We start from the raw sequence: 22,186 nt of genomic DNA on the forward strand, positions 1-22,186 counted from the left end.
ATAGGGTGCCGCGACTTCGAAGAGGGGTGTGCGGCGTCGCGCCCCGAGACAACCAAGGACCGACCCATGTTCGCAACCCCCGCCTATGCCCAGGCCGCCGGCGGTGCCGCCGGCACGTTCGGAAGCTTCGTCCCGCTGATCGCGATCTTCGCGATCATGTACTTCCTGCTCATCCGTCCGCAGCAGAAGAAGATGAAGGAACACAAGGCCATGGTCGCGGCCCTGCGGCGGGGGGACCAGGTGGTCACCCAAGGCGGGCTCATCGGCAAGGTTTCCAAGATCAAGGACGACAGCGAGGTCGAGGTCGAGATCGCCGAGGGCGTCAAGGTCCGCGTGGTGCGCGCCACGATCACCCAGGTCCTCAACAAGACGGATCCGGCGGCCTGACATGCTCGAAATCCCGCTCTGGAAACGGTTGACGATCCTGATCGTCTGTCTCACGGGTCTGGCGCTGGCGCTGCCCAACGTCTTCTACACCCGGGCGGAGCGTCACAACGACGCCGTCACCGCGATCGAACGCGGGACGGTGGTGACCGACGAGTTGCAGGCAGACCTCGACCAGTGGCCCGGGGCTCTGCCCTCCTCGGTCGTCAACCTCGGGCTCGACCTGCGCGGCGGGGCGCATCTCCTGGCCGAGGTTCAGCTCGAGGACGTCTACGCCAGCCGCATCGACGGCTACTGGCCCGAGGTGCGCGACACGCTGCGCGGCCTTCGCGATCAGGTCGGCGGCATCCGCCGCGTCGACGACGGCCCGGCGGACGAGCTGCGGGTGCGCGTCTCCAACCCCGAAGGCCTGCAGGCGGCGGTCAATGCCGTGCGCGGCCTCGCGCGGCCCACGGTCTCTCTCACCGGGGTCGGCCAGAACGACATCGAGGTCTCGGGGGCGGGCGACACGCTCACACTGCGCCTCTCGGAGGCGGAGCGCGCGGCGACGGACGACCGCACCATGGCCCAGTCGCTCGAGATCATTCGCCGTCGCGTCGACGAGGCCGGCACCCGCGAACCCACGATCCAGCGGCAGGGCACCGACCGCATCCTGATCCAGGTGCCCGGCATCGGCTCGGCGCAGGAGCTCAAGGAGCTGATCGGGACGACCGCGAAACTCACCTTCCACCCGGTCGTGCGCACGTCGAGCGATGCACAAGAACGGGTGTCGAGCGACGAGGTGCTGATGCCGTCCCTCGACGAGCCGGGCACCTTCTACATCCTCGAACGTCTGCCCGTCGTGACCGGCGACGACCTCGTCGACAGCCAGCCCGCTTTCGATCAGCGCGGCCAGCCCGCCGTCACCTTCCGCTTCAATCCCTCCGGTGCCCGTGCCTTCGGCGTCTACACGGCCGAGAATGTCGGCGCGCTCTTCGCCGTGGCGCTCGACAACGAGGTGGTCACCGCACCCCGCATCAACGAACCGATCCCGAGCGGTTCCGGCCAGATCACCGGTAACTTCACCGTCGAGGAGGCCAATCGCCAGGCCGTCCTCCTGCGCGCCGGCGCGCTGCCCGCCGGCATGGAGTTCCTCGAGGAACGCACTGTCGGCCCCGAGCTTGGCCAGGACAGCATCGACGCGGGCAAGGTCGCCTCGCTCGTCGCCATGGCTGCCGTCGTCGTCTTCATGGTGGCGAGCTACGGCCTCTTCGGAGCCTTCGCGACCGTGGCGCTCGCCATCAACGTGGCGCTCATCTTCGGGGTGCTCTCGCTCATCGGGGGCACGCTCACGCTGCCGGGCATCGCGGGCATCGTGCTGACCATCGGCATGGCGGTCGACGCCAACGTCCTCGTCTTCGAGCGCATCCGCGAAGAGCTCAAGACAGCGCGTGGACCAGCCCGGGCCATCGCGCTCGGCTACGAGCGTGCGCTCTCGGCCATCGTCGATGCGAACATCACCACATTCATCGTCGCCACGATCCTCTTCACGCTGGGCTCCGGCCCGGTACGGGGCTTCGCGGTGACCCTCGGCATCGGCATCCTGACATCGGTCTTCACGGCGATCTTCGTGACGCGCGTTCTGATCGTGCTCTGGTTCGAGCGTCGCCGTCCCAAGACAATCGAGGTCTGACATGCGCCTGAGACTCGTTCCGCAGGACACCGCCTGGGACTTCATGAAGTACCGGAAGTTCACGTTCGGCGCGTCGATCGTGGCAATGATCGCGAGCGTCATCATCTGGCTCAGCGTCGGGTTGAACTTCGGGATCGACTTCCTCGGTGGCACCACGATCCGGACCGAGTCGACCCAGGCGGTCGATGTCGGATCCTACCGCGACGCGCTGAACCCGCTCGAGCTGGGCGATGTCGTCATCACCGAGGTTTCCGACCCGACCTTCCGGGCCGACCAGAACGTCGCGCTCATCCGCATCCAGGCGCAGGACGGGGCCGAGGCGGTGACGCCCGAAACCATCACGGCGGTCGAGGGGGCCCTCCGGGGTCTCGACCCCGAGATCACCTTTCCGTCGGTCGAATCCGTCGGTCCGAAGGTCTCGGGCGAGCTGATCACCACCGCACTCCTCGCCGTCAGCGCGTCACTCGTGGCGATCCTCTTCTACATCTGGCTCCGGTTCGAGTGGCAGTTCTCGGTCGGCGCGGTCGCCGCGCTCTTCCACGACGTCATCCTGACTATCGGCGTCTTCAGTCTCCTGCAGATCCGCTTCGACCTGGCCACGATCGCGGCGATCCTGACGATCATCGGCTATTCGATCAACGACACCGTCGTCATCTTCGACCGCCTGCGCGAGAACCTCATCAAGTTCAAGAAGACGCCGCTGATCGACGTCATGAACAAGTCGGTGAACGAGACCCTCTCGCGGACGCTGATGACCTCTGGCACCACGATCCTCGCGCTCGTGGCGCTCATCGTGCTCGGCGGCGACGTCATCCGGGGCTTCGTCTTCGCGATCCTCTGGGGCGTGCTCGTCGGGACCTATTCCTCGGTCTACGTCGCCAAGAACGTGGTGCTGATGCTGGGCGTCGACCGCGATCCGAAGAAGCCCTCGGACGCCGGCACGCAGTTCGCCAACATCGACGCCTGAGGCCGCTTGCCCGAGCTTGGCCTTTCCGCCGGTGACCTCGTCTGGGTCGCCGGAGCGGCCGTGCTGGCCGGGCTCGTGCGCGGCTTCGCGGGGTTTGGCACGGCGCTTCTCTACGTGCCGCTCGCCTCGCTTGCCCTGCCGCCGCTCTGGGTGCTCGTCACGCTGACGGTGATGGACCTGATCGGTCCGCTGCCGAACCTGCCGCGCGCCTGGCGCGACGGGCGGCCGCGTCAGGTCGCGGCCCTCGCGGCGGTGGCGGCGCTCACGCTTCTGCCCGGGCTCTGGCTCCTCGACCGCCTGCCCGCCGCGGGCTTCCGCTGGACGGTGGGTCTCCTCTGCCTCGCGACGGTCGCGCTGATGATTTCGGGCTGGCGCTGGTCGGGTCGGATGTCGCCCGGTGTCATCGCCACGGCGGGCGGCTTGTCAGGATTTCTGGGCGGCATCTCCGGCCTCGCCGGTCCGCCCGTGATCCTGACCTACATGGCGGCACCGCTGCCGGCTGCCGTGATCCGGGCGAACCTGATGATGTATCTCGTCGCCTGGGATGCGCTCTTCGGCGCGGTCCTGCTGGCGACGGGGCGGCTTGCGCTGGAACCCGTCCTGATCGGGGCCGGGCTCGTTCCGCTCTACCTGCTGGCGAACTGGGTCGGCGGCCGTATCTTCACGACCGGCCACGGTGGAGAGCGCCTCTACCGCGGGGTCGCCTATGCCCTGATCGCCGGGGCGGCGCTGCTCGCGCTCGGGTCAGGCTTCAAAAGCGCGTCCTGATCTCGATATCTGCGAGGAATTGCGCGACCTCGCGCGCCAGTTCCTCCAGCCCGTCCGAAACGACGCTCGACACCGCGAGCGCAAGTCCGACCATCGCGGCCGTCAGCACGACCCAATCGACGGTGACCGCCCCGGTCTCGGCGGCAAGGAAACGACGAAGCGACATTTGATCCCCCTGGTCTTCTACCATTTGAGGCAAAATTAGTCCTGCAATGGGGCACAAATCGGGCAGTCGCCCCGTGACACCGTCGCCAACGGGGCTACAAATGCGGCGAACCCGCGGGATTGCGGGCCGAACGGGGGACACACGATGAACCTGTCCGAGATCGAATTCGACGATGCTCAGCCCTTCGACGGCTACGGCCCCGGTTTCTTCCGAATCGGCGGCACGGTGGTCGAGGGGCCGCTCATCCTCCACCCGACGGGGCGGGCGCCCTGGGGCGGCTTCGGCGATGCCGCGGCGCTCACGGCACTGGCCGATCGGGTCGACGTCGTCTTCGTCGGGACAGGGGCCGAAATCGCCCATGTGCCCGCGGATCTGCGCGCGGCCGTGGAGGGCGCGGGCCTGGGCCTCGAGGTGATGAACACGCCCGCCGCCTGCCGCACCTACAACGTGCTCGTGGGCGAGGGCCGGCGTGTGGCGGCGGCCGTGCTGCCGGTCGCCTGATCAGCCTCCGGCCGTCGCGGGGCGGGTCGACTGGCTGAAGCCCAGCATCCCCGCCACCCGGTCCAGATCGTACTGCTCGTACTCGTCGCCGGTGCCCCGCGACTGGCCGCGGCCGGAATAGGCATTGGTGATCGCCGCGTCGAAATCCTCGAAGAAGCGTGACGCGGCCTCGTCGTCCGCGGTGTCGAGCGTGTCGCGCGTCGCGTTGCCCCAGGCCGACATGATCGCGAGGTTGTGGTCCGAGAGCGTCGAGAGCATCGCCGTGTAGCGATCGTAGTTGCCCGGATCGTAGGGCGCATAGGCGAAGGAGGGACGGGCATCGCGGCGCTGGTGATCGGTCGCCGCGCCCTCGAAGATGTATCCCAGTTCCCCGTTCATCATCGCCATGGTGGCGACGCCCATGGCGGTCGCGCCCCCGGTCAGGACGACGAAATCGACGGCGATGACCCCGCGCTCGTCGGCGAGGAAGGATGTGACGGACGTCGGCAGGCTGAACATGGCAGTGAACCTCAAGCAATTTCTGCCGACGGTTCTGACACCCGATTCAGACGCGAAAATGATGGTTAATGTCTCATTTCTGGGCGCGATCTGGGCGCACGGGCGCAAGCCCCTGACCCGCTGTCACATTTCGTGACGCTACGTCGCGAAAGGGGCCCGCGATCCCGCAAGCCCCTCGTTTACAATGGTTAATGGACGGTTAATCCTACCAGTGCCCGGTGTTTTCCATCGAGGCCCAGGGCTCCTGCGGTGCCTTTTTCTCGCCCGCTTGCAGCAATTCGATCGAGATGTTGTCGGGGCTGCGCACGAAGGCCATGTGCCCGTCGCGGGGCGGCCGGTTAATGGTCACGCCCGCGTCCATCAGCGTCTGGCACATCCCGTAGATGTCATCGACGGTATAGGCGAGGTGGCCGAAGTGCCGGCTGTCGTCGGGCAGCGCGTCGTCGCCGTCCCAGTTGTAGGTCAGCTCCACGTCGGCGTGGCCGTCCGCCTGGTCCGGGGGGCAGAGGAAGACGAGCGTGAAGCGCCCGCCCTCGTTCTCGATCCGCCGGCGCTCGACGAGGCCCAGCATCTTGTAGAAGGCGATCGAGGTGTCGAGGTCCTTCACGCGGACCATGGTGTGCAGATAGGTGATCGGCATCGCAGTCTCCTTTTGCGTCTCCCGCGAGAGCCTAGGCCCCGGTCGCGCAATGTCACCCTTCACGCGCGCGCAATCGCCTCTGCCGCGGTCCACCCCCGGGCTGCGCCGCCGGGCCACACACCTCCGACTTCTGCGCGGCCTCCGTTGCGGCGCGGCCGCCCCCGGGCCACCTTGGGGCGACGCCCGAATCCGAAGGACAGATCATGCCGCTCTCCCCCGACCAACAGGCCGAAATCGACGACCAGCGCGCCCAGTCGCACCAGACCCGCCGCGCCACCGTTCCGGGGATGGAGGCGCATCTCTATACGGCGCACGAGGTGCTCGACCACGGGTTCGTCCGCGTCATCGACTACATGGGCGACGATGCCGCCATCACCCAGGCCGCCCGCGTCAGCTACGGGCGGGGCACCAAGGCCGTGTCGAACGACGACGGGCTGATCCGCTACCTGATGCGGCACTGGCACTCGACGCCCTTCGAGATGTGCGAGGTCAAGCTGCACGTGAAGCTGCCCGTCTTCGTCGCCCGGCAGTGGATCCGCCACCGCACGGCCAACGTGAACGAATACTCCGCCCGCTACTCCATCCTCGACCGAGAGTTCTACATCCCCGCGCCCGAAGACCTCGCCGCGCAATCGGTCGTCAACAACCAGGGCCGGGGTGAGGCGCTCTCGGGGGAGGAGGCCGCCCGCGTCCTCGACTGGCTGCGTGACGACAGCACCCGCGCCTACGACCACTACGAGGCGATGATCTCACAGGAGGGCCAGCAGGGCCTCGCCCGTGAACTGGCCCGCATGAACTTGCCGGCGAATGTCTATACGCAATGGTACTGGAAGGTGGACCTGCACAACCTGTTTCACTTCCTCCGCCTGCGCGCCGACGCCCACGCGCAGATGGAGATTCGTGTCTACGCGGAAAAGATTTGCGAAATCATTAAGGACTGGGTGCCCCTCGCCTACGCCGCCTTCGAGGACTACCGCCTCAGCGGGGCGCAGTTGTCGGGCAAGGGCGTGGAGTGTGTGCGCCGGATGCTTGCGGGGGAGGAGGTCACGCAGGAGACGTCTGGTATGAGCAAGGGCGAATGGCGGGAGTTTATGGGGGTTATTCAACTTGGAGGCTGAGACGAACTATTCGCTGGACGAGGGACAGTTTGGCGAACTCATCCGCACTCTTGGATCGGAGCCTTCGTTTAGCTTCGGTTCCGGAATGTTCTGGATAGCGGTAGCATCAACCTTGGTCGGTGTTGCGGCAATTATTCTTGCGCTCTATGAGCATCGACGTGCTACCGCTGGGGCCGATGCAGATCTTCTCCTTCGTAGTTTCAGTGAATACGAGGCGCTATATGATGAGCTTCGCGCCGTCGTGCCACTTTATCTGTCATGCAAAGCTGAAGCAGATGCCGCTTTTGAGACAAATGGATATGACGCAAAGCACTTTGAGTTATTCGACGTGCGTAAGGAGATTGTCGATCCTGAAGAGTGGCGACGGGTAAGGCGGCTCAAGATATACTACAAGTCTCGATTCGATCTTGTCGATAAGGGATTTTTCTCTAACGAGGCACTTGCTGAATCAATGGACAATTCTGGAATTAATCTTTTGAAAGATAGCGTTTCTAAGGTGGACACGCTGATGTTTTATCAGACCCGATTGGAAAAGTACCGTGCGGAAGGTTTTCCCGAGGAGTATCTCAGAAGAACTTTCGAAAGCGATCTGAGATGGTATCGGAACATATCTGACTTTATGAAGTCAAAGAAAACCGCATTCGGCTGGGGAAATTCGGGGTGAGCTCCCGGGTTCCGTAAGGGTCCAGCTCACAGCGGGAAATGGCACCAGCCCTCCGCTTGCGCTCCGGGCGCTCCGCGCTCTGATCGCTCCACCGGAGCGATCAGCCGCCTGACAGGCGGTCGCGCGTCGCCCCCCAAACCATCCCCGCCTGCGCCAGCCACGGCCCGAGCACACGCCCCCCCGGGAGGCTCGGCACGGGCAACGACGCGAGTGTCTCGAACTGGTCCCGCTTCCCCCGCGCGGCCTCGGCGCAGGCGCGGCCGGCGAGGCCGGACAGCGCCAGCCCGTGGCCCGAGTACCCCCCCGCCGAGAAGACCCCCGGCGCGACCTCGGCCACGAAGGGCAGGCGGGTCGCCGTGACGGCGAGGGTGCCGCCCCAGGCGTGGGTCAGCTCGACCTCGGCCAACTCGGGATAGACGCGGGCGAGGTTGCGGCGGACCTTGGCGCGGATGTCGGTCGGGAAGCGGCGGCCATAGCTCTCGCCGCCCCCGAAGACGAGGCGGCGGTCCTCCGTCACGTGAAAATAGTTTACGACAAAACGTCCATCGGCCACCGCGAAGTCTGTACAAAACGTACAATTCGGCAGCGGGGCCGTCGCGGCGATGTAGTTATTGATTGGCAGAACGCTCCGTGCTGTCCGGTCCGTCAGCCAGGGCGAATACCCGTTCGTCGCCTGCACCACCGCCCGCGCCGTCACCGCGCCGTGCCCCGTCGCGACCGTCGTTCCGTCGATGCGGTGGACCTCCGAGCCTTCGAAGATTTCCACTCCCGTATCGAGGCAGGCGCGGAGGAGATTGAGTACGTAGGCCAAGGGGTTGCAGACCCCCGCCGACCGGTCGAGCACCCCGCCCGGGTAGGCCGTCGAGCCCGTCACGCGGGCCATCTCGCCGGCGTCGAGCACCTCCCAGGCGGTGCCGTAGTGCCGCGCCATCCACGCCGTCTCGGCCGCATACTCGGGCAGCTCCCGCGCGCGGAGGCAGGCCGAGATGACCCCCGGGCGATACCCCGCCCCCTCCATGAAAGCGCTTGCATCCGCCTTCGCCGCCTCCGCCAGCGCCCAAAGCGCGTGCGCTTTCGCCGGGCCGAGCCGCGCCTCCAGCTTCCGTTGCGACCAGTTGAAGCCCGAGCCGAGCTGCCCGCCGTTGCGCCCCGAGGCGCCCCAGCCGATCCGCTGCGCCTCGAGCAGGATCACCGCCTGCCCGGCCCGCGCCGCGTCGAGCGCCGTCCAGAGCCCGGTCAGCCCGCCGCCGACGACCACGAGATCGCAGGTGCGCCGGTCCCGCAGGGGCGGGAAAGGGGCGGGCAGGTCCAGACCTTCGGCATAGACCGTCGCGGGCCAGACGCCGCTGTCCCCATTGGCGTGGAGCCAGCTCATACGTTCAGGAGGAGATGCTCCCGCTCCCAGGGCGAGATGACCTGCAGGAAGGCCCCGTTCTCCATGCGCTTCACGGAGGCGTAGATGGAGCAGAAGTGCGGGTGCAGGACGTCATGGATCTCGGTCGCCGCGTCGAAGAGGTCGAGCGCGGTCGACAGATCGCGGGGAATGCCGCCTCCGTTGTCGTAGGCATCGCCGGTGAATTGCGGCGCGGGGGCGATCTCGTTGACGAGCCCGAGGTAGCCGCAGGCGAGCGAGGCCGCGATCCCGAGGTAGGGGTTGCAGTCCATGCCGGCGATGCGGTTCTCGACGCGCTTGGTCTCGGGCTCCGAGACGGGCACGCGCAGGCCCGTCGTGCGGTTGTCGCGCCCCCATTCCAGATTGATCGGGGCGGCGAAGTCTCGGACGTAGCGGCGGTAGGAGTTCACGTAGGGCGCGAGCAGCGCGATCACCGAGGGCAGGTGGCGCTGCATCCCGCCGATGAAATGCAGGAAGGCGGGGCTCTCCGTGCCGTCGCCGCCGTCGAATAGGTTGCGCCCCGTGGCGCGGTCTACCACCGAATGGTGGATGTGCATGGCGCTGCCGGGTTCGTCCTGAATGGGCTTGGCCATGAAGGTGGCGTAACAGTCGTGGCGCAGCGCGGCCTCGCGGATGAGACGCTTGAAGTAGAAGATCTCGTCGGCGAGCTTCACCGGGTCGCCATGGCGCAGGTTCATCTCCACCTGTCCCGATCCGCCCTCCTGCAGGATGCCGTCGATTTCGAGGCCCATCGCCTCGGCGAAGTCGTAGATGTCGTCGATGACGGGGCCGTATTCGTCGACGGCTGACATGGAATAGGCCTGCCGCGCCGCCGCCCGCCGGCCCGAGCGGCCCATGGGGGGGAGGACGGGTTGCGTGGGGTCGGTGTTGCGGGCGACGAGGTAGAACTCCATCTCGGGCGCGACCACCGGCGTCCAGCCCCGTTGGGTATAGAGGTCCACCACCCGGCGCAGCACGTTGCGCGGGGCCGTGGGCACGATCTCGCCCTGCTGGTCGTGCATGTGATGGATGACCTGCATCGTCCAGTCCGCCGTCCAGGGCGCGGCGCAGGCGGTGCTGAAATCGGGGGTCAGCACCATGTCCGGCTCCAGGAAGGCGGTATCGCCGTCGTCGGCCCAGTCGCCGGTGATCGTCTGCTGGAAGATGGAATTCGGCAGGTAGAACTGCGTCTGCTTGGCGAATTTCGCGGCCGGCATCGCCTTCCCACGGGCGATGCCCGACATGTCGGCGACGATGCACTCCACCTCGTCGAGGCGGCGGCCGTCGAGGTAGGCGCGGGCATGGTCAGGCGCGCGGTCGATCCAGTCAGGCATCGACATGGGTGGACCTCGTGCGGAAGAAGGTGGCAATCGTGGTGGCGAGGCGGGCGTTGTCGACGGGTGCCGTCGCACCGACCTCGGCTTGGTTCATCAAGTCATCCGGGTAGGTGCCGGTGCCACGCCGCGTGGTGACGTAGTCGCGGATCAGGTTGTTCGAGAACTCGGGATGGGGCTGCACCGTGAAGGCGCGCTGCCCGTAGGCGAGGATCGCGTTCTCGCAGAAGGCGTTGCCGGCGAGGCGGGTCGCGCCCTCGGGCCGGTCGACGACCTGGTCCTGATGCCAGGCGTTGAGTGCGAGCGTGCCGCCATCGGGCAGCGCGTATTCGCGCCGACCGACCGCCCAGCCGCCGGTGAACTTCTCGACCCGGCCGCCGAGGGCTTGGGCGATGATCTGATGCCCGAAGCAGATGCCGACGAGGGGCACGTCGGCGGCATAGACATCGCGGATGAAGCGCTCGAGTGGGGGGATGAAAGCATGGTCCTCGTAGGCTCCGTGCTTCGAGCCGGTGATGAGCCAGCCATCGCAGGCATGAACGTCCTCCGGGAAGATCATGTGCTCGACGTCATAGGCTGCGAAGGTGAAGCCATGCCCGTCGAGCAGCTGCGCAAACATCTGATCGAAATCGCCGCGCGCGGGGAGGAGCTCGGGCGGCGTGTGTCCGGCCTGGAGGATTCCGATCTTCATGTTTGGGCCTTTTGCGGTTGCGCGGTCAGACGCTAGGATGCGGCCCGAGCCGCCGCAAGATGCTGCCGCTTTACCAAGTCTTCAGAAATCATGTGGCATCGAGCCGATATGATGGTCGAGATGGTTCTATGCGTGTTCTCTTTCTAGTCTTCTGCTTCTGGGCTTCCGCCGCGACCGGCGGCTCCGTGCCCGATGCGCTCTCGCAGGCCTCGGCGGAGCGTCAGCGCGTTGGCCTGCCGCCTCTGACGATGAACTCGCGGCTGGCCGCCGCGGCGGAGGCGCAGGCGCGGCACATGGCCCGGTCGCAACGCATCGGCCACCGCGGGACCGGCGGCAGTTCCTTCGCCGAGCGGATCCGGGCGACGGGTTATCCGCTCTGTCACGGGGCCGAGAACGTGGCCGGCGGGCAGCGCGATGCAACGGCGGTGACGCGCGCCTGGATGACGTCACCGGCCCACCGGGCAAACATTCTCAACCCGCGCCTGACGGACGGGGCGGTCGCCGCCGTGCGCGATGGCCGGGGCCGGCTCTGGTGGGCCATGGTGCTCGCCGGACCCTGTTAGCGCCGGTCGGAGCTGCGCGGTGTCATGGTCGGGCTTGACCCGACCATCTGTTGCACGGGGAAGGGACCAGAGATCGTCGGGTCAGGCCCGACGATAGCACCCCCGCGGCAGGCTTCCGCCGATTTCAGATCCGGGTCAGCGCCACGCCCGCGACGATGATCGCGGCGGCCGCGGCCTTCCAGCGGTCGACGCGCTCCCCGAGGGCCGCCCAGCCGATCAGGACGGCGAAGAGGATCGAGGTTTCGCGCAGCGCGCCCACGAGCGCGATCGGAGCGACGGTCATGGCCCAGACCGCGATCGCATAGGCACCGTAGCTGAAGCCCGCCGCCAGCGCGCCGAGACCCCAGGCCCGGGCATCCGCCCGCCAGACGCCGCGCCCCCGCAGGAGCGTGATGAGGGGCGAGAAGATCACCACGTCGAGGATGAAGAGCCACGCCACGTATTGCGCGGCCGATGCGGCGACGCGCGCACCCGAGCCGTCGACGATCGTGTAGCCTGCCGTCATCAGCGCCGAGCCGAGCGCGTAGGGGATGAGCCGCCGCGCCTCGCGCGCGCGCAGGCTGCCGGCGGCCATGGTGGCGATGCCGGCGCCGAGGAGGACGACGCCGAGGATCTCCGCCGATGACAGCACATCGGTCAGGATGAACGGCCCGATCAGCAACACGATCATCGGAGCCGCCCCGCGGGCGATCGGGTAGACCCGGCTGAGGTCGCCCTGCTCGTAGGCGAAGGCGAGGAAGAGCTTGTAGCCCGCGTGAAAGAGACCCGACGCGAGCAGCCAAGGCCAGACCTGCGCCTCTGGGAGCGGGTGGGCGAGGGCGATCACCGCGCCCATGCCACCCTGCACCAGCGTCAGGATGGCGATGCCCCCGACCTTGGATGCGCCCGATTTCACAAGGCCGTTCCAGGCTGCGTGGAGAAAGGCCGCGCCGAGCACGGCGGCGAAGACGCCCGCCGTCATACCGTGTCGAGGTAGAGGTCGATGCGCTCGTCCTCGGTCAGGTCCTCGATGTCGCGCATCTCCTGTCGTTTGGTCAGGACCATGTTCGCGATCAGCTCGGGCGGGAGAAGGCGCGGCGTCTGCGGGTCGCTCTCGAACCGGGCGATCGCCGCTTCCCAGGTCGCGGGCACCTGGGGGAGGTCGAGCGCATAGGCGTTGCCGGTGATCGCCGGGGGCGGCTCCACCGCGTCCTCGATTCCGTTGAGCGCCGCGCCGAGGATGCAGGCGAGCAGCAGGTAGGGGTTCACGTCGCCACCCGAGATCCGGTGTTCGATCCGCCGCGCCGCGTTGGGCGAGGCGGGGATGCGCAGGGCGGCGGTCCGGTTCTCATAGGCCCAGCTGAGTGCTGTCGGCGCATGAGCATCGGGCACGAGGCGGTCGTAGCTGTTGAGATGCGGCGCGAAGACGAGGGTGGACGCCGGGGCCGCCGCCAGAAGCCCGGCGACCGCGTGGCGCAAGGCATCCGAGCCCCGATCGGTGCCGTCGTCGAAGATGTTGTCGCCGGCCGCGTCGAGCACCGAGAAATGCACGTGCATCCCGTTGCCGCTGTAGTCGGGATAGGGCTTGGCCATGAAACTCGCCGCGAACCCGTGACGCCGGGCCTGCCCCTGCAGGAGGAGCTTGAAGAACCACGCATCGTCCGCTGCCTTCATGGCGTCCGGCTGATGCGCGATGTCGATCTCGAATTGCCCGATCCCGGCTTCGGAAATCGCGGTCTGGGCCGGGATGTCCATCGCCTCGCAAGCGTCGTAGAGCTGGGTGAAGAAGCGATCGAAGCCGTCGAGCGCGCGCATCGAGAGCGTCTGCGCGCCCGGCCGCCGCTTGCCGGAGTTGGGTGACTTCGGCGCACGCAATTGCCGGGTGCTGTCGTCGATGAGGTAGAATTCCATCTCCGTCGCGACGACGGGTGTCAGCCCGCGCGCGGCGTAGCGGGCAAGCACCGTGGCAAGGGCGTGGCGCGGATCGCCGGCGAAGGGGCGGCCGTCGGGGTGATACATCCAGACGGGCAGGAGCGCGGTCGGCGTGTCGAGCCAGGGCATGGGCACGAAGCCGCGGTCGGTGGGTTTCAGGATGCCGTCCGGATCGCCCGCGTCGAAGACGAGGGGGCTGTCGTCGATGTCCTCGCCCCAGATGTCGAGATTCAGGATCGAATAGGGAAAGCGGGTGCCTTCCGTCTCGAGCTTGTGGGCGAAACGGCGCGGCACGCGCTTGCCGCGGGCCTGAGCGTTCAGGTCGCAGGCGGCCACGCGGACGGAGTGGATCGAGGGGTTGGCATGGAGCCAGCCGTCGGGGGACGCGTCCGTCATCGCATGATCTGCCCGAGGAGGCGCGGTCTGCGCGTGGCGGTCTGCGGCAGGTGCCGGTTCAGCCGCCGGTTCACGAGGCTCATGAGCGCGATGATGATGAGCGTCAGCAGAATGAAATATGCCGCAAGGATCGGGTAGGGCACGAACGGGTTGAACGTCTTGTCGGCGAAGTAGTTGGCGTAGTAGAGCGCGTCGCCCCGTTGCTGGATCGCCGGAAACCCGGTGAAGAAGACGAGCACCGTCGCGTGGAAGAGGAAGATCGCCTCGTTCGTGTAGGCCGGCCAGGCGAGGCGCAGCATCGTGGGCCAGGTGATCCGTCGGAACCTGCGCCAGCCGGTGAAGCCATAGGCCGCCGCCGCCTCCTGGTCACCCTTCGGGACGGACATGAGCGCGCCGTAGAAGATCTCGCCGGTGTAGGCGGAGGTGTTGAGGAACAGCACGACGAGCGCGCCGGCCCAGGCCGCGGCAAGCGGCTCGAAGACCGGGAAAGCCTGCTTCAGCGACAGGAACAGGAAATAGCCGAAGAAGAACTGGATGAAGAGCGGGGAGCCGCGGAAGAGGAAGATGAACCATTCCGCCGGCTTGCGCAGAAGCGGATTCCGCGCGGCTTTGCCGAGAGCCAGGACGGTGGCCAGCGCGAACCCGGAGAGAAGGGCCAGCACGCCGAAATAGATGTTCCAGATCATCCCCGACCCGATCAGGACGACCTGCTGGCAGAGCGTGAAGTCGCTGCGCGGCAGCAGGCGTTCGCCATAGCCGATCGAGCGCAGGCCGTAGTCGGCGATAACCTCGGCGCAGGTCATGCGCCCGCCTTTCGGAGCGCCTCGCCCCCGGCGGTGGCCTGCCCCATCGAAAGGCGGCGGGTGAGCCGCGCGATCACGACCTCCGAGATGCGGGTGAAGGCGAGGTAGAAGACGAGGAGCGCGAGGAAGTACCACATGCGCCAGTCGGGGTGCGGATAGTCGGAGAAGCGCGCGGTCTTTGCCGCCCCGAGCTCCCGCGCCCAATAGACGATGTCCTCGACGCCCAGAAGGAACAGAAGCGGCGTCGCCTTGATGAGCACCATCCAGAGGTTGCCTAGGCCGGGCAGGGCATAGACCCACATCTGCGGCACGGTGATGCGCCAGAAGGTCTGCCGCGGGCTCATGCCATAGGCCTCCGCCGTCTCGATCTGTGTGCGGGGCACGGCCCGCATCGCCCCGAAGAGGACGTTGGCGGCAAAGGCCCCGAAGACGATGGCGAAGGTCAGCACGGCCAGCGCGAAGCCGTAGGTCTCATGTACCCACTGCGGCGAGGTGCCGAGCGGCATCTTGGCCTGCGCGCAGACGAGAAAGTCGCTGCCCTGCCGGATCGGCTGATCCCAGTCCGGGCATTTGATCTTGTGGCGCAGGTATTCGATCCCCTGATCGAGCGCGATGACGAAGAAGAGGAAGAAGGCGATGTCTGGCACGCCCCGCACGATCGCGATGTAGAGCTTGCCGAGCCATCCGAGCGGCGCGAAGGACGACCGCGCGGCCATCGCCCCGCCGAAGCCGAAGGCGAGCGCCGTCGGTGCGGTGATCGCCAACAGCAACAGGACGGTGCCGAAGGCCGCGTAGAACGACAGATGCTTGCCCGTGGTCAGATAGCAGGCGAGCCAGGAAAGGCCGGAGAGCGTGTCGGGGTCGGTGCAGGCGAAGATGGCTTGAATTCCCGCGGTTGTGCGTCCCTGCGCGTGTCTTGCTAAGAGTATTTTGCGCAGGAAGATGGGGGGCGGGTCGCGCCGCCCCCCGGATGGGTCAGAACGTCTTGGCGTCTTCGCCGAACCACTTGACGATCAGTTCATTGAGGCTGCCGTCTTCCTTCATCGAGGTGATGGCGGCGTCGAACTTGTCCTTCAGTTCGGTGTCGCTCTCGCGCAGGCCGAGGCCGATGCCGCCGCCGAGGGGGACGTCTTCGCCGGTGAAGGTCAACTCGCCGGCCGATTCCTCGACGGTGGGCGCGAGCGCGTCCTTGTCGGCGAAGACGGCATCGGCCTCGCCCGAGCGGACGGCCGCGACGGTCTCGTCGTAGGTGGCGAACTCGAGGAGCGTGGCCCCCGTCTCCGCGACGTAGCCGGCCTGAATCGTGCCCGTCTGCGCGGCGATCACACCGCCTTCGAGGTCGGCGTCGGTCGAGAGGGCGGCATAGGCCGAGGCAGCCGGCGGGAAGTAGTTCTGGGTGAAGTCGATGACCTCGTCCCGCTCGTCGGTGATCGACATGCCGGCGATGATGGTGTCGTAGTTGCCCGAGGTGAGGTTCGGGATGATCGAGTCCCACTCGTTCGTGACCCACTCGCAGGTCAGCTCGGCGCGGGCACAAAGCTCATCGCCCACCTCGCGCTCGAAGCCGTCGACCTCGCCCGCGTCGTTGAGGAAGTTGTAGGGCGGGTATTGTCCTTCGGTGCCCATGCGGACGGTCGTGGCGTGGCCGTCGGCGAGGGCCATGGTGGCGGTCGCGGCGAGCGCGGCGGCGGTCAGGATCAGTTTCATGTCTTCTCTCCGTGTTGAGCCTCCCCGGTCGGGCCGGGGTTGGCGGGTGATTTCAGGTCGAGGTCGCGCTCAGAAAGCCCTTCAGGCGCTCCGACTTCGGCGCGCCGAAGAGCGTCTCGGGCGGACCTTCCTCCTCGATGCGTCCCTTGTGCAAAAAGATGACGTGATCGCTCACGTCGCGGGCGAGGTTCATGTCGTGGGTGACGATCACCATGGTCCGGCCCTCCTCGGCCAGCGCCTTGATGACGCGGATCACCTCCTGCTCGAGTTCGGGGTCGAGCGCCGAGGTCGGCTCGTCGAACAGAAGCGCCTTCGGCTCCATGCAGAGACCGCGGGCGATGGCCGCGCGCTGCTGCTGCCCGCCCGAAAGCTGCGCGGGCCAGGCATCAGCCTTGTCGCCGATTCCGACCTTGTCGAGATACATGCGCGCTTTCGTCTCCACCTCCGCTGGGTCCCGGCGCAGTACCTGGACCGGGGCCTCCATCACGTTCTGCAGGATCGTCATGTGCGACCAGAGGTTGAACGACTGGAAGACCATCGACAGGTTCGTACGGATCCGTGTGATCTGCGCGGTGTCGGCCGGATGACGGTCGTGCGCCTTGCCCTTCCACTTGACCGGCTCCTCGCAGAAGAGGATCTCGCCGGCCTGGCTGTCTTCCAGAAGGTTGGCACAGCGCAGGAGTGTCGATTTCCCCGACCCGGAGGAGCCGATGAGCGAGATCACCTGCCCCTGGCAGGCGCGCAGATCGACGCCCTTGAGCACCTCCAGCTGGCCATAGGCCTTGTGCAGGTCGCGGATTTCGATGACGGGCGGTGCGGCGGTCAAACGGGGCCTCGGGGTGTCGAACCCCGTGGTTACGCCGGAAATTACGGGAAATTGCAATGGGGCAGGCGGGTGGAACCCCGGGTCACTCCCGCGATTCGGCGCGGATGCGGGCGAGGTTGCTGTCCCGATCGCCGACGCCGAGCAGGTTTGCCAAAAGCCGCAGCAGGCTGTCCTCCTCCGCATCGCGCGCGCCGTCTGCGAGGACGACGGACCAGAGTGCCTCGATGACCGCGATTCGCTCTTCGAGGACGACCGCGTCCTTGATTGCGCGGGTGAAGCGAACGGTATCCGGGGCCTCGGCCTCCATCTCTTCCGCCTCACTGCGCACCTCGCGCGCCTGCGCCGCGTCGAGGCCGTAACGTCGGGACAGCACCTCGTCGATGCGGGAGCGCTCGGCAGCAGCATAGTCGCCATCGCTTCGGGCGACTCGCACCATCAGGGCGGCGAGCGCCAGGCGCGCGTCGGGTTCGGGCAGGGGTTGGGGGTCGGGGGCCGTCAGCCGGCGGAGCAGATCCTGAAACATCCCTGCGATATAGGCACCTGCGACGTCCGCGGCCAGTCTCAGCCGTCCCAACCCTCGGCGATGACGAGGTCGCTTTCGCTGATCCCCTCCCGCAGCTTGCGCGCCGCTTGGTAGCCGGGGCTGTCGTAGCAGGCGAGGGCCGCCTCGTAGCTCGGGAACTCGATCACGACGCTGCGCGGCTTCGCCTCGCCCTCCCGCACTTCCCGTGCGCCGCCCCGCACGAGGAAGCGGCCGCCGTATTCGGCCAGCGGAGCGGCATTCGCGGCGCGGTAGAGATCGTATTTCTCCGCGTCGTCGACGCGCCCGTGCGCGATCCAGTATCCCTTTGCCATCAGCTCTCTCCCTTGAAGATTTCGGTCAGGCGCGCGGCCTCTGCCTCGAGGCCCCAGGTCGGGTTGACCACGGCCATGCCGGAGCCTTCGAGCCCGTGTCCCGCACGGGCGGCGGCAAAGGCCACCTCATGCACCATCAGATCTGGGATCGCCTCGGCCAGCGCGCGGATCATTGGCCGATGCCGGCGGTCGGGAAGGATCGGGTACCACAGCATCAGGATGCCGACGCCCCATTTGCGGTGCAACTTCGGGAGAAGGCCGGCAATGCGCGTATAGTCCTCCCGCAACTCCCACGACGGGTCGATCAGCATCAGACCCCTGCGCGGATCGGGCGGGGTGAGCGCCTTCGCCATCTCCAGTCCGTCGCGCCGGTGGATCCGCGTGTTTGGACTTTCCGGCATCGCGGCGAGAAGCGCGCCGTTCTCTTGCGGGTGCAGCTCCGCCAGGTCGATCCGGTCGAAACGCCGCAGAAGCCCGGCCGCGATCAGCGGCGAGCCGGGATAGTGCGTGGCCCCGTGACGGACCCGCACCGCACCGAGTACGCGCGCGTAGGGATGATCCGCCGGAAACCGCGGCAGCAGCCGGGCGACGCCCTGCGCGGCCTCGCAGGTGCGCCGTGCCGCTGCGCTTGACAGGTCGTAGAGGCCCCGGCCCGCATGGGTCTCGAGATAGGACAGCGCCTTGTCCTTGCGGGTCATGTAGTCGAGCACGGTGGCCAGCAGCGCGTGCTTGTGCACGTCGGCGGCATTCCCCGCGTGATAGCCGTGCTGATAGGATAACATGGGATCGGGCTAGCTCCCCGCCCCGGGTGGTGCAAGCGTGCAACCGTCTCACGAAGACGTAACTTGGCATGTGCCATTCGCATCGGTTGTGCTACATCGCAATTACACACTCACTCTTGCCTTCAGGCACCCAATGATCCGTCTCATCCTTCCCGCCGCTATCGCACTCGGCCTGTCCTCCGTGGCCAGTGCCCAGGGCCTCGATTCGCCCGTCTTCTCGAGCCAGGGACAGGGCCCCGCGCTCGGTTTCACGCTGCGGGGCGGTGTGTCGACGGCACCCGAGTACTTCGGCTCCGACGAGCAGGAGGTAGGCCCGGCGCTGGGAGCCGAACTCGACTACCTGCGTCTGGGGGGCTTCACCTTCGGCAATCCCGATCCGTTCTACGAATCGCGAGGTCTGAGCTTCGGCGGATCCTTCCGCTACATCGACGATCGCGACGATGACGACAGCCCGGAGCTCGACGGCCTCGACGACGTCGATGCCGCGCTCGAGATCGGTGGCGGGCTGCGGTACACGACCGAAAACTTCCACGCCTTCGGCGACATCCGCTATGGCGTGATCGGCCACGAAGCCTTCGTGGCCGAGGCCGGGGCGGACGTCATCCTGCGCCCTGCGGAGGGCTGGACGCTGCGTGCTGGCCCGCGCGTGCTCTTCGGCGACAGCGACTACGCTTCGACCTATTTCGGCGTGACCGAAGCGGAAAGCGTGGCGTCGGGCGGCAACTTCGCCGCTTTCGATGCCGATGGCGGGCTTCTCTCCGCGGGCATCGAGATCGGAGCCGGCTACCGGTTCAACGAGAACTGGGGCATCGACGCGACGATCAACTACGACAAGTTGCAGAACGACGCGGGCCGCAGCCCGATCACCCGGGACGATGAGCAGATCTCGGCCTCCATCGGGGTCACCCGGCGCTTCACGCTCGGTTTCTGATTACGGCACCCGGATCGTGCCCCGGCTGACGGGGACGGCCGTTCCGCCGATCCGGACCTCGGCGATCGCGCCGTCGTCGGCCCGCGCCTCCATCGTGATGACGGACGCACGCCCCATGTCTTCGCCCTGGCGAATGACGTGGCGTGACTGGCCGTCGGGCAGGGCCCCGTTTGCCAGAAGCTGTGCCGCGAGGATCGCGCTGGCGGACCCGGTCGCCGGATCTTCGGGAATGCCGGCGGTGGGCGAGAACATCCGCGCGTTCAGGTCGGGGTCGTAGAGCCAGGCGCTGTCGACGCCGGCGCTTTCCATGAGTGCGGTCCAGGCCGGCTCCATCGGGCGGGCGCGGGCGAGTGTTTCGCGGTCGCGCACGGGGATGTAGACGAAGGCCGGACCGCCGGCGAAAGCCCCCGGCACATGCGGCCCGATCATCTCCTCCGAGAGACCGAGCGCCTCGGCGCAGAGGGCGCGGCCCACCGGCCCTCCGTGCGCTGCCGGCAGGACGGGGGCCGTGAACTGCGCTGTCGTGCCATCGATCTCGACAGGAACAAGTCCGGCCTCCTCTTCGAGAACGACCCGGTCCAGTCCCTCGCGGCCGGCAAGGAAGAGTGCCGCCCCGATGGTCGGATGCCCCGCGAAGGGGATTTCGGCGGTCGGGAAGAAGATGCGCGTTCGCGCGGTATGCAGAGGGTCGTGTGGGGGCATCAGGAAGATCGTCTCGCTCAGGTTGAACTCCCGCGCGAGGGTCTGCATCTGAGCCGTCGCCAGCGACCCGTCCGTCTCGACGATGGCCAGCGGATTGCCCGTGAAGGCGGTGTCGGTGAAGACGTCCCAGACGTGGAAAGCGAGCTCTGCCATGGCACTCCCTTACTGCATCCGCGCTCGAACGCGGTTGCCGCCTACACGAGCCGCGATTGCTCCTTCGCCGCACGGATGAAATCGGCGAAGAGCGGATGCGGGTCGAACGGCTTCGACTTCAGCTCCGGATGGAATTGGACGCCGATGTACCATGGGTGATCCTTCACCTCGACGATCTCGGGCAGGCGGCCGTCGGGCGAGAGGCCCGAGAACAGCAGCCCCTCTTTCTCAAGTTGTTCGCGATAGCGGATGTCGACTTCGTAGCGGTGGCGGTGCCGCTCCTCGATGGCGGTGTCGCCATAGGCGTCGGCTACGCGGGAGCCTTCCGTCAGAACGGCGTCGTAGGCCCCGAGGCGCATCGTCCCGCCCTTGTCGTCCGTCTTGGTGCGCGTGATCTTGGCGTTGCCCTGCACCCATTCCTTCAGATGGTAGACGACGGGCGTGAAGCTCTTCGGGTCGACGCCGTCGCTGAACTCCTCGGAGGCGGCATCATCCATGTCGGCCATGTTCCGTGCCGCCTCGATCACCGCCATCTGCATCCCGAGGCAGATGCCGAGATAGGGGATCTTGCGTTCGCGTGCGAATTGCGCCGCCTTGATCTTGCCCTCGGTCCCGCGCTCGCCAAAGCCGCCGGGCACGAGGATCGCGTGCAACCGCTCCAGATGCGGCGCGGCGTCCTCGGTCTCGAAGACCTCGGCGTCGATCCACTCGATCCGCACCTTCACGCGGTTCGCCATGCCGCCGTGGGTCAGCGCCTCGGCGATGGATTTGTAGGCGTCCTCGAGCTGCGTGTACTTGCCGACGATCGCCACCCGAACCTCGCCGTCGGTGTTGTGGATGCGGTCGACCACGTCCTCCCAGCGGTCGAGCGTGGGCTTCGGCGCGGGCTGGATGCCGAAGGCGTCGAGCACCGCCTGGTCGAGCCCCTCCCGGTGGTAGGCGAGGGGGGCCTCGTAGATCGACTTGAGGTCCTGCGCCGCGATCACGCTGTCGGGGCGGACGTTGCAGAAGAGGGCGAGCTTCTCGCGTTCCTTCACCGGGATCGGGCCTTCGGAGCGGCAGACGAGGATATCGGGCGCGAGCCCGATCGAGCGGAGCTCCTTGACCGAGTGCTGTGTCGGCTTCGTCTTCAGCTCGCCGCTCGCCTTGATGTAGGGCAGGAGCGTCAGGTGCATGAAGAGACATTCGCCGCGGGGTTTCTCCTGGCTGAACTGACGGATGGCTTCGAAGAACGGCAGTCCCTCGATGTCGCCGACCGTGCCGCCGATCTCGCAGAGCATGAAATCGACCTCGTCCTCGCCGATGCGGATGAAATCCTTGATCTCGTTCGTGACGTGGGGAATCACCTGGATCGTCTTGCCGAGGTAGTCGCCGCGCCGCTCCTTTTCGAGCACGTTGGAATAAACCCGGCCCGAGCTGATGGAATCGGTCGCGCGCGCCGCGACGCCGGTGAAACGCTCGTAGTGGCCGAGATCCAGATCGGTCTCGGCCCCGTCGTCGGTCACGAAGACCTCACCGTGCTCGAAGGGCGACATCGTGCCCGGATCGACGTTCAGATAGGGGTCGAGCTTGCGCAGCCGCACCGTATAGCCCCGCGCCTGCAGAAGCGCCCCGAGCGCGGCCGAAGCGAGCCCCTTGCCGAGGGAAGACACCACGCCGCCGGTGATGAAGATGAAACGTGCCATGGCCGGAAGCTCCCGCGAGATCGTCTGGGGCGAGAACCGGGAATCGGGGCCCGGTCTCACCAATCACGGGATTTGA

Annotated in this window: 26 protein-coding genes; 9 read left to right on the forward strand and 17 right to left on the reverse strand. The window is 67.1% G+C overall.

The annotated features are described in order from the left end of the window. The first annotated feature begins 66 nt into the window (after positions 1-66). The 4 genes from yajC to HSX43_RS05000 are packed head-to-tail and all read left to right on the forward strand — an operon-like array spanning position 67 to position 3,791. Positions 67-387, forward strand: a complete 321-nt coding sequence (gene yajC / locus HSX43_RS04985) for a preprotein translocase subunit YajC (protein ID WP_179378995.1) — start codon at positions 67-69, stop codon at positions 385-387. A gap of 1 nt (position 388) precedes the next feature. Next, positions 389-2,056: a protein translocase subunit SecD gene (gene secD / locus HSX43_RS04990; RefSeq protein WP_179378996.1), complete on the forward strand. Its 1,668-nt coding sequence runs from the start codon at positions 389-391 to the stop codon at positions 2,054-2,056. Position 2,057: 1 nt separating this feature from the next. Further along, a complete protein-coding gene (secF, locus tag HSX43_RS04995; RefSeq protein ID WP_179378997.1) occupies positions 2,058-3,023 on the forward strand; it encodes a protein translocase subunit SecF in 966 nt (321 codons plus the stop codon). A 6-nt stretch (positions 3,024-3,029) separates the two neighbouring features. After that, positions 3,030-3,791, forward strand: a complete 762-nt coding sequence (locus HSX43_RS05000; RefSeq protein ID WP_179378998.1) for a TSUP family transporter — start codon at positions 3,030-3,032, stop codon at positions 3,789-3,791. Here the strand turns inward: HSX43_RS05000 and HSX43_RS05005 are convergent. Further along, positions 3,775-3,957: a hypothetical protein gene (locus HSX43_RS05005; RefSeq protein WP_179378999.1), complete on the reverse strand. Its 183-nt coding sequence runs from the start codon at positions 3,955-3,957 to the stop codon at positions 3,775-3,777. The two genes, HSX43_RS05000 and HSX43_RS05005, sit on opposite strands and share 17 nt — an antisense overlap. 144 nt (positions 3,958-4,101) lie before the next feature. Here HSX43_RS05005 and HSX43_RS05010 point away from each other — a divergent pair, with 144 nt between their 5' ends. Beyond that, the gene (locus HSX43_RS05010) at positions 4,102-4,458 is read left to right on the forward strand and encodes an Mth938-like domain-containing protein (RefSeq protein WP_179379000.1); all 357 of its coding nucleotides are present in this window, start codon (positions 4,102-4,104) and stop codon (positions 4,456-4,458) included. Here HSX43_RS05010 and HSX43_RS05015 read toward each other — a convergent pair whose 3' ends face one another. After that, on the reverse strand, positions 4,459-4,971 hold the full coding sequence (locus HSX43_RS05015; protein ID WP_179379001.1) for a hypothetical protein: 513 nt from the start codon (positions 4,969-4,971) through the stop codon (positions 4,459-4,461). Positions 4,972-5,161: 190 nt separating this feature from the next. Next, on the reverse strand, positions 5,162-5,596 hold the full coding sequence (locus HSX43_RS05020; protein ID WP_179379002.1) for a VOC family protein: 435 nt from the start codon (positions 5,594-5,596) through the stop codon (positions 5,162-5,164). Positions 5,597-5,799: 203 nt separating this feature from the next. Here HSX43_RS05020 and thyX point away from each other — a divergent pair, with 203 nt between their 5' ends. Together thyX and HSX43_RS05030 are read left to right on the forward strand one after the other, a co-directional pair. Beyond that, on the forward strand, positions 5,800-6,714 hold the full coding sequence (thyX, locus tag HSX43_RS05025; RefSeq protein ID WP_179379003.1) for an FAD-dependent thymidylate synthase: 915 nt from the start codon (positions 5,800-5,802) through the stop codon (positions 6,712-6,714). An 85-nt stretch (positions 6,715-6,799) separates the two neighbouring features. Then, a complete protein-coding gene (locus tag HSX43_RS05030; protein ID WP_179379004.1) occupies positions 6,800-7,378 on the forward strand; it encodes a hypothetical protein in 579 nt (192 codons plus the stop codon). Positions 7,379-7,478: 100 nt separating this feature from the next. Here the strand turns inward: HSX43_RS05030 and HSX43_RS05035 are convergent, their stop codons facing one another. From HSX43_RS05035 to HSX43_RS05045, 3 genes are read right to left on the reverse strand one after another with little or no spacing between them, the layout of a single operon-like run. After that, a complete protein-coding gene (locus HSX43_RS05035; RefSeq protein ID WP_179379005.1) occupies positions 7,479-8,753 on the reverse strand; it encodes an NAD(P)/FAD-dependent oxidoreductase in 1,275 nt (424 codons plus the stop codon). Continuing rightward, positions 8,750-10,105, reverse strand: a complete 1,356-nt coding sequence (locus HSX43_RS05040; RefSeq protein WP_179379006.1) for a glutamine synthetase family protein — start codon at positions 10,103-10,105, stop codon at positions 8,750-8,752. Before HSX43_RS05040 ends, HSX43_RS05035 begins: the two co-directional genes overlap by 4 nt. Beyond that, positions 10,098-10,796 (reverse strand): type 1 glutamine amidotransferase, encoded by a 699-nt coding sequence (locus HSX43_RS05045; protein WP_179379007.1) that lies wholly within the window; start codon positions 10,794-10,796, stop codon positions 10,098-10,100. Before HSX43_RS05045 ends, HSX43_RS05040 begins: the two co-directional genes overlap by 8 nt. 128 nt (positions 10,797-10,924) lie before the next feature. Here HSX43_RS05045 and HSX43_RS05050 point away from each other — a divergent pair, with 128 nt between their 5' ends. Next, complete coding sequence (locus tag HSX43_RS05050) at positions 10,925-11,359, forward strand: CAP domain-containing protein (protein ID WP_179379008.1); 435 nt, start codon at positions 10,925-10,927, stop codon at positions 11,357-11,359. A 124-nt stretch (positions 11,360-11,483) separates the two neighbouring features. Here HSX43_RS05050 and HSX43_RS05055 read toward each other — a convergent pair whose 3' ends face one another. The 9 genes from HSX43_RS05055 to HSX43_RS05095 form a co-directional block, all read right to left on the reverse strand. Continuing rightward, positions 11,484-12,320, reverse strand: a complete 837-nt coding sequence (locus HSX43_RS05055; protein WP_179379009.1) for a DMT family transporter — start codon at positions 12,318-12,320, stop codon at positions 11,484-11,486. After that, on the reverse strand, positions 12,317-13,666 hold the full coding sequence (locus tag HSX43_RS05060; RefSeq protein ID WP_179379010.1) for a glutamine synthetase family protein: 1,350 nt from the start codon (positions 13,664-13,666) through the stop codon (positions 12,317-12,319). The genes HSX43_RS05055 and HSX43_RS05060 overlap by 4 nt, the downstream gene beginning before the upstream one ends. Next, positions 13,663-14,469: an ABC transporter permease gene (locus HSX43_RS05065; RefSeq protein ID WP_179379011.1), complete on the reverse strand. Its 807-nt coding sequence runs from the start codon at positions 14,467-14,469 to the stop codon at positions 13,663-13,665. The genes HSX43_RS05060 and HSX43_RS05065 overlap by 4 nt, the downstream gene beginning before the upstream one ends. Further along, a complete protein-coding gene (locus HSX43_RS05070) occupies positions 14,466-15,347 on the reverse strand; it encodes an ABC transporter permease (protein WP_179379280.1) in 882 nt (293 codons plus the stop codon). The genes HSX43_RS05065 and HSX43_RS05070 overlap by 4 nt, the downstream gene beginning before the upstream one ends. Positions 15,348-15,444: 97 nt before the next feature. Then, positions 15,445-16,176, reverse strand: coding sequence for a transporter substrate-binding domain-containing protein (locus tag HSX43_RS05075; protein ID WP_179379012.1), 732 nt, complete (start codon positions 16,174-16,176; stop codon positions 15,445-15,447). A gap of 52 nt (positions 16,177-16,228) precedes the next feature. After that, a complete protein-coding gene (locus HSX43_RS05080) occupies positions 16,229-17,002 on the reverse strand; it encodes an ABC transporter ATP-binding protein (protein ID WP_179379013.1) in 774 nt (257 codons plus the stop codon). Positions 17,003-17,084: 82 nt separating this feature from the next. Further along, positions 17,085-17,525 carry a tellurite resistance TerB family protein gene (locus HSX43_RS05085; RefSeq protein WP_179379014.1) on the reverse strand — a complete coding sequence of 147 codons (441 nt, stop codon included), beginning with the start codon at positions 17,523-17,525 and terminating at the stop codon, positions 17,085-17,087. 38 nt (positions 17,526-17,563) lie between these two features. Then, positions 17,564-17,857 carry a DUF1330 domain-containing protein gene (locus HSX43_RS05090; RefSeq protein ID WP_179379015.1) on the reverse strand — a complete coding sequence of 98 codons (294 nt, stop codon included), beginning with the start codon at positions 17,855-17,857 and terminating at the stop codon, positions 17,564-17,566. Further along, positions 17,857-18,639: a 23S rRNA (adenine(2030)-N(6))-methyltransferase RlmJ gene (locus HSX43_RS05095; protein WP_179379016.1), complete on the reverse strand. Its 783-nt coding sequence runs from the start codon at positions 18,637-18,639 to the stop codon at positions 17,857-17,859. The genes HSX43_RS05090 and HSX43_RS05095 overlap by 1 nt, the downstream gene beginning before the upstream one ends. A gap of 133 nt (positions 18,640-18,772) precedes the next feature. Here HSX43_RS05095 and HSX43_RS05100 point away from each other — a divergent pair, with 133 nt between their 5' ends. Further along, positions 18,773-19,570, forward strand: a complete 798-nt coding sequence (locus HSX43_RS05100) for a MipA/OmpV family protein (protein ID WP_179379017.1) — start codon at positions 18,773-18,775, stop codon at positions 19,568-19,570. Here the strand turns inward: HSX43_RS05100 and HSX43_RS05105 are convergent, their stop codons facing one another. Continuing rightward, positions 19,571-20,425: a PhzF family phenazine biosynthesis protein gene (locus HSX43_RS05105; RefSeq protein ID WP_179379018.1), complete on the reverse strand. Its 855-nt coding sequence runs from the start codon at positions 20,423-20,425 to the stop codon at positions 19,571-19,573. A 41-nt stretch (positions 20,426-20,466) separates the two neighbouring features. Beyond that, the gene (locus HSX43_RS05110) at positions 20,467-22,110 is read right to left on the reverse strand and encodes a CTP synthase (RefSeq protein WP_179379019.1); all 1,644 of its coding nucleotides are present in this window, start codon (positions 22,108-22,110) and stop codon (positions 20,467-20,469) included. Positions 22,111-22,186: the final 76 nt, after the last annotated feature.

This window comes from Jannaschia marina, assembly GCF_013404595.1.
Classification (GTDB): Bacteria; Pseudomonadota; Alphaproteobacteria; order Rhodobacterales; family Rhodobacteraceae; genus Jannaschia; species Jannaschia marina.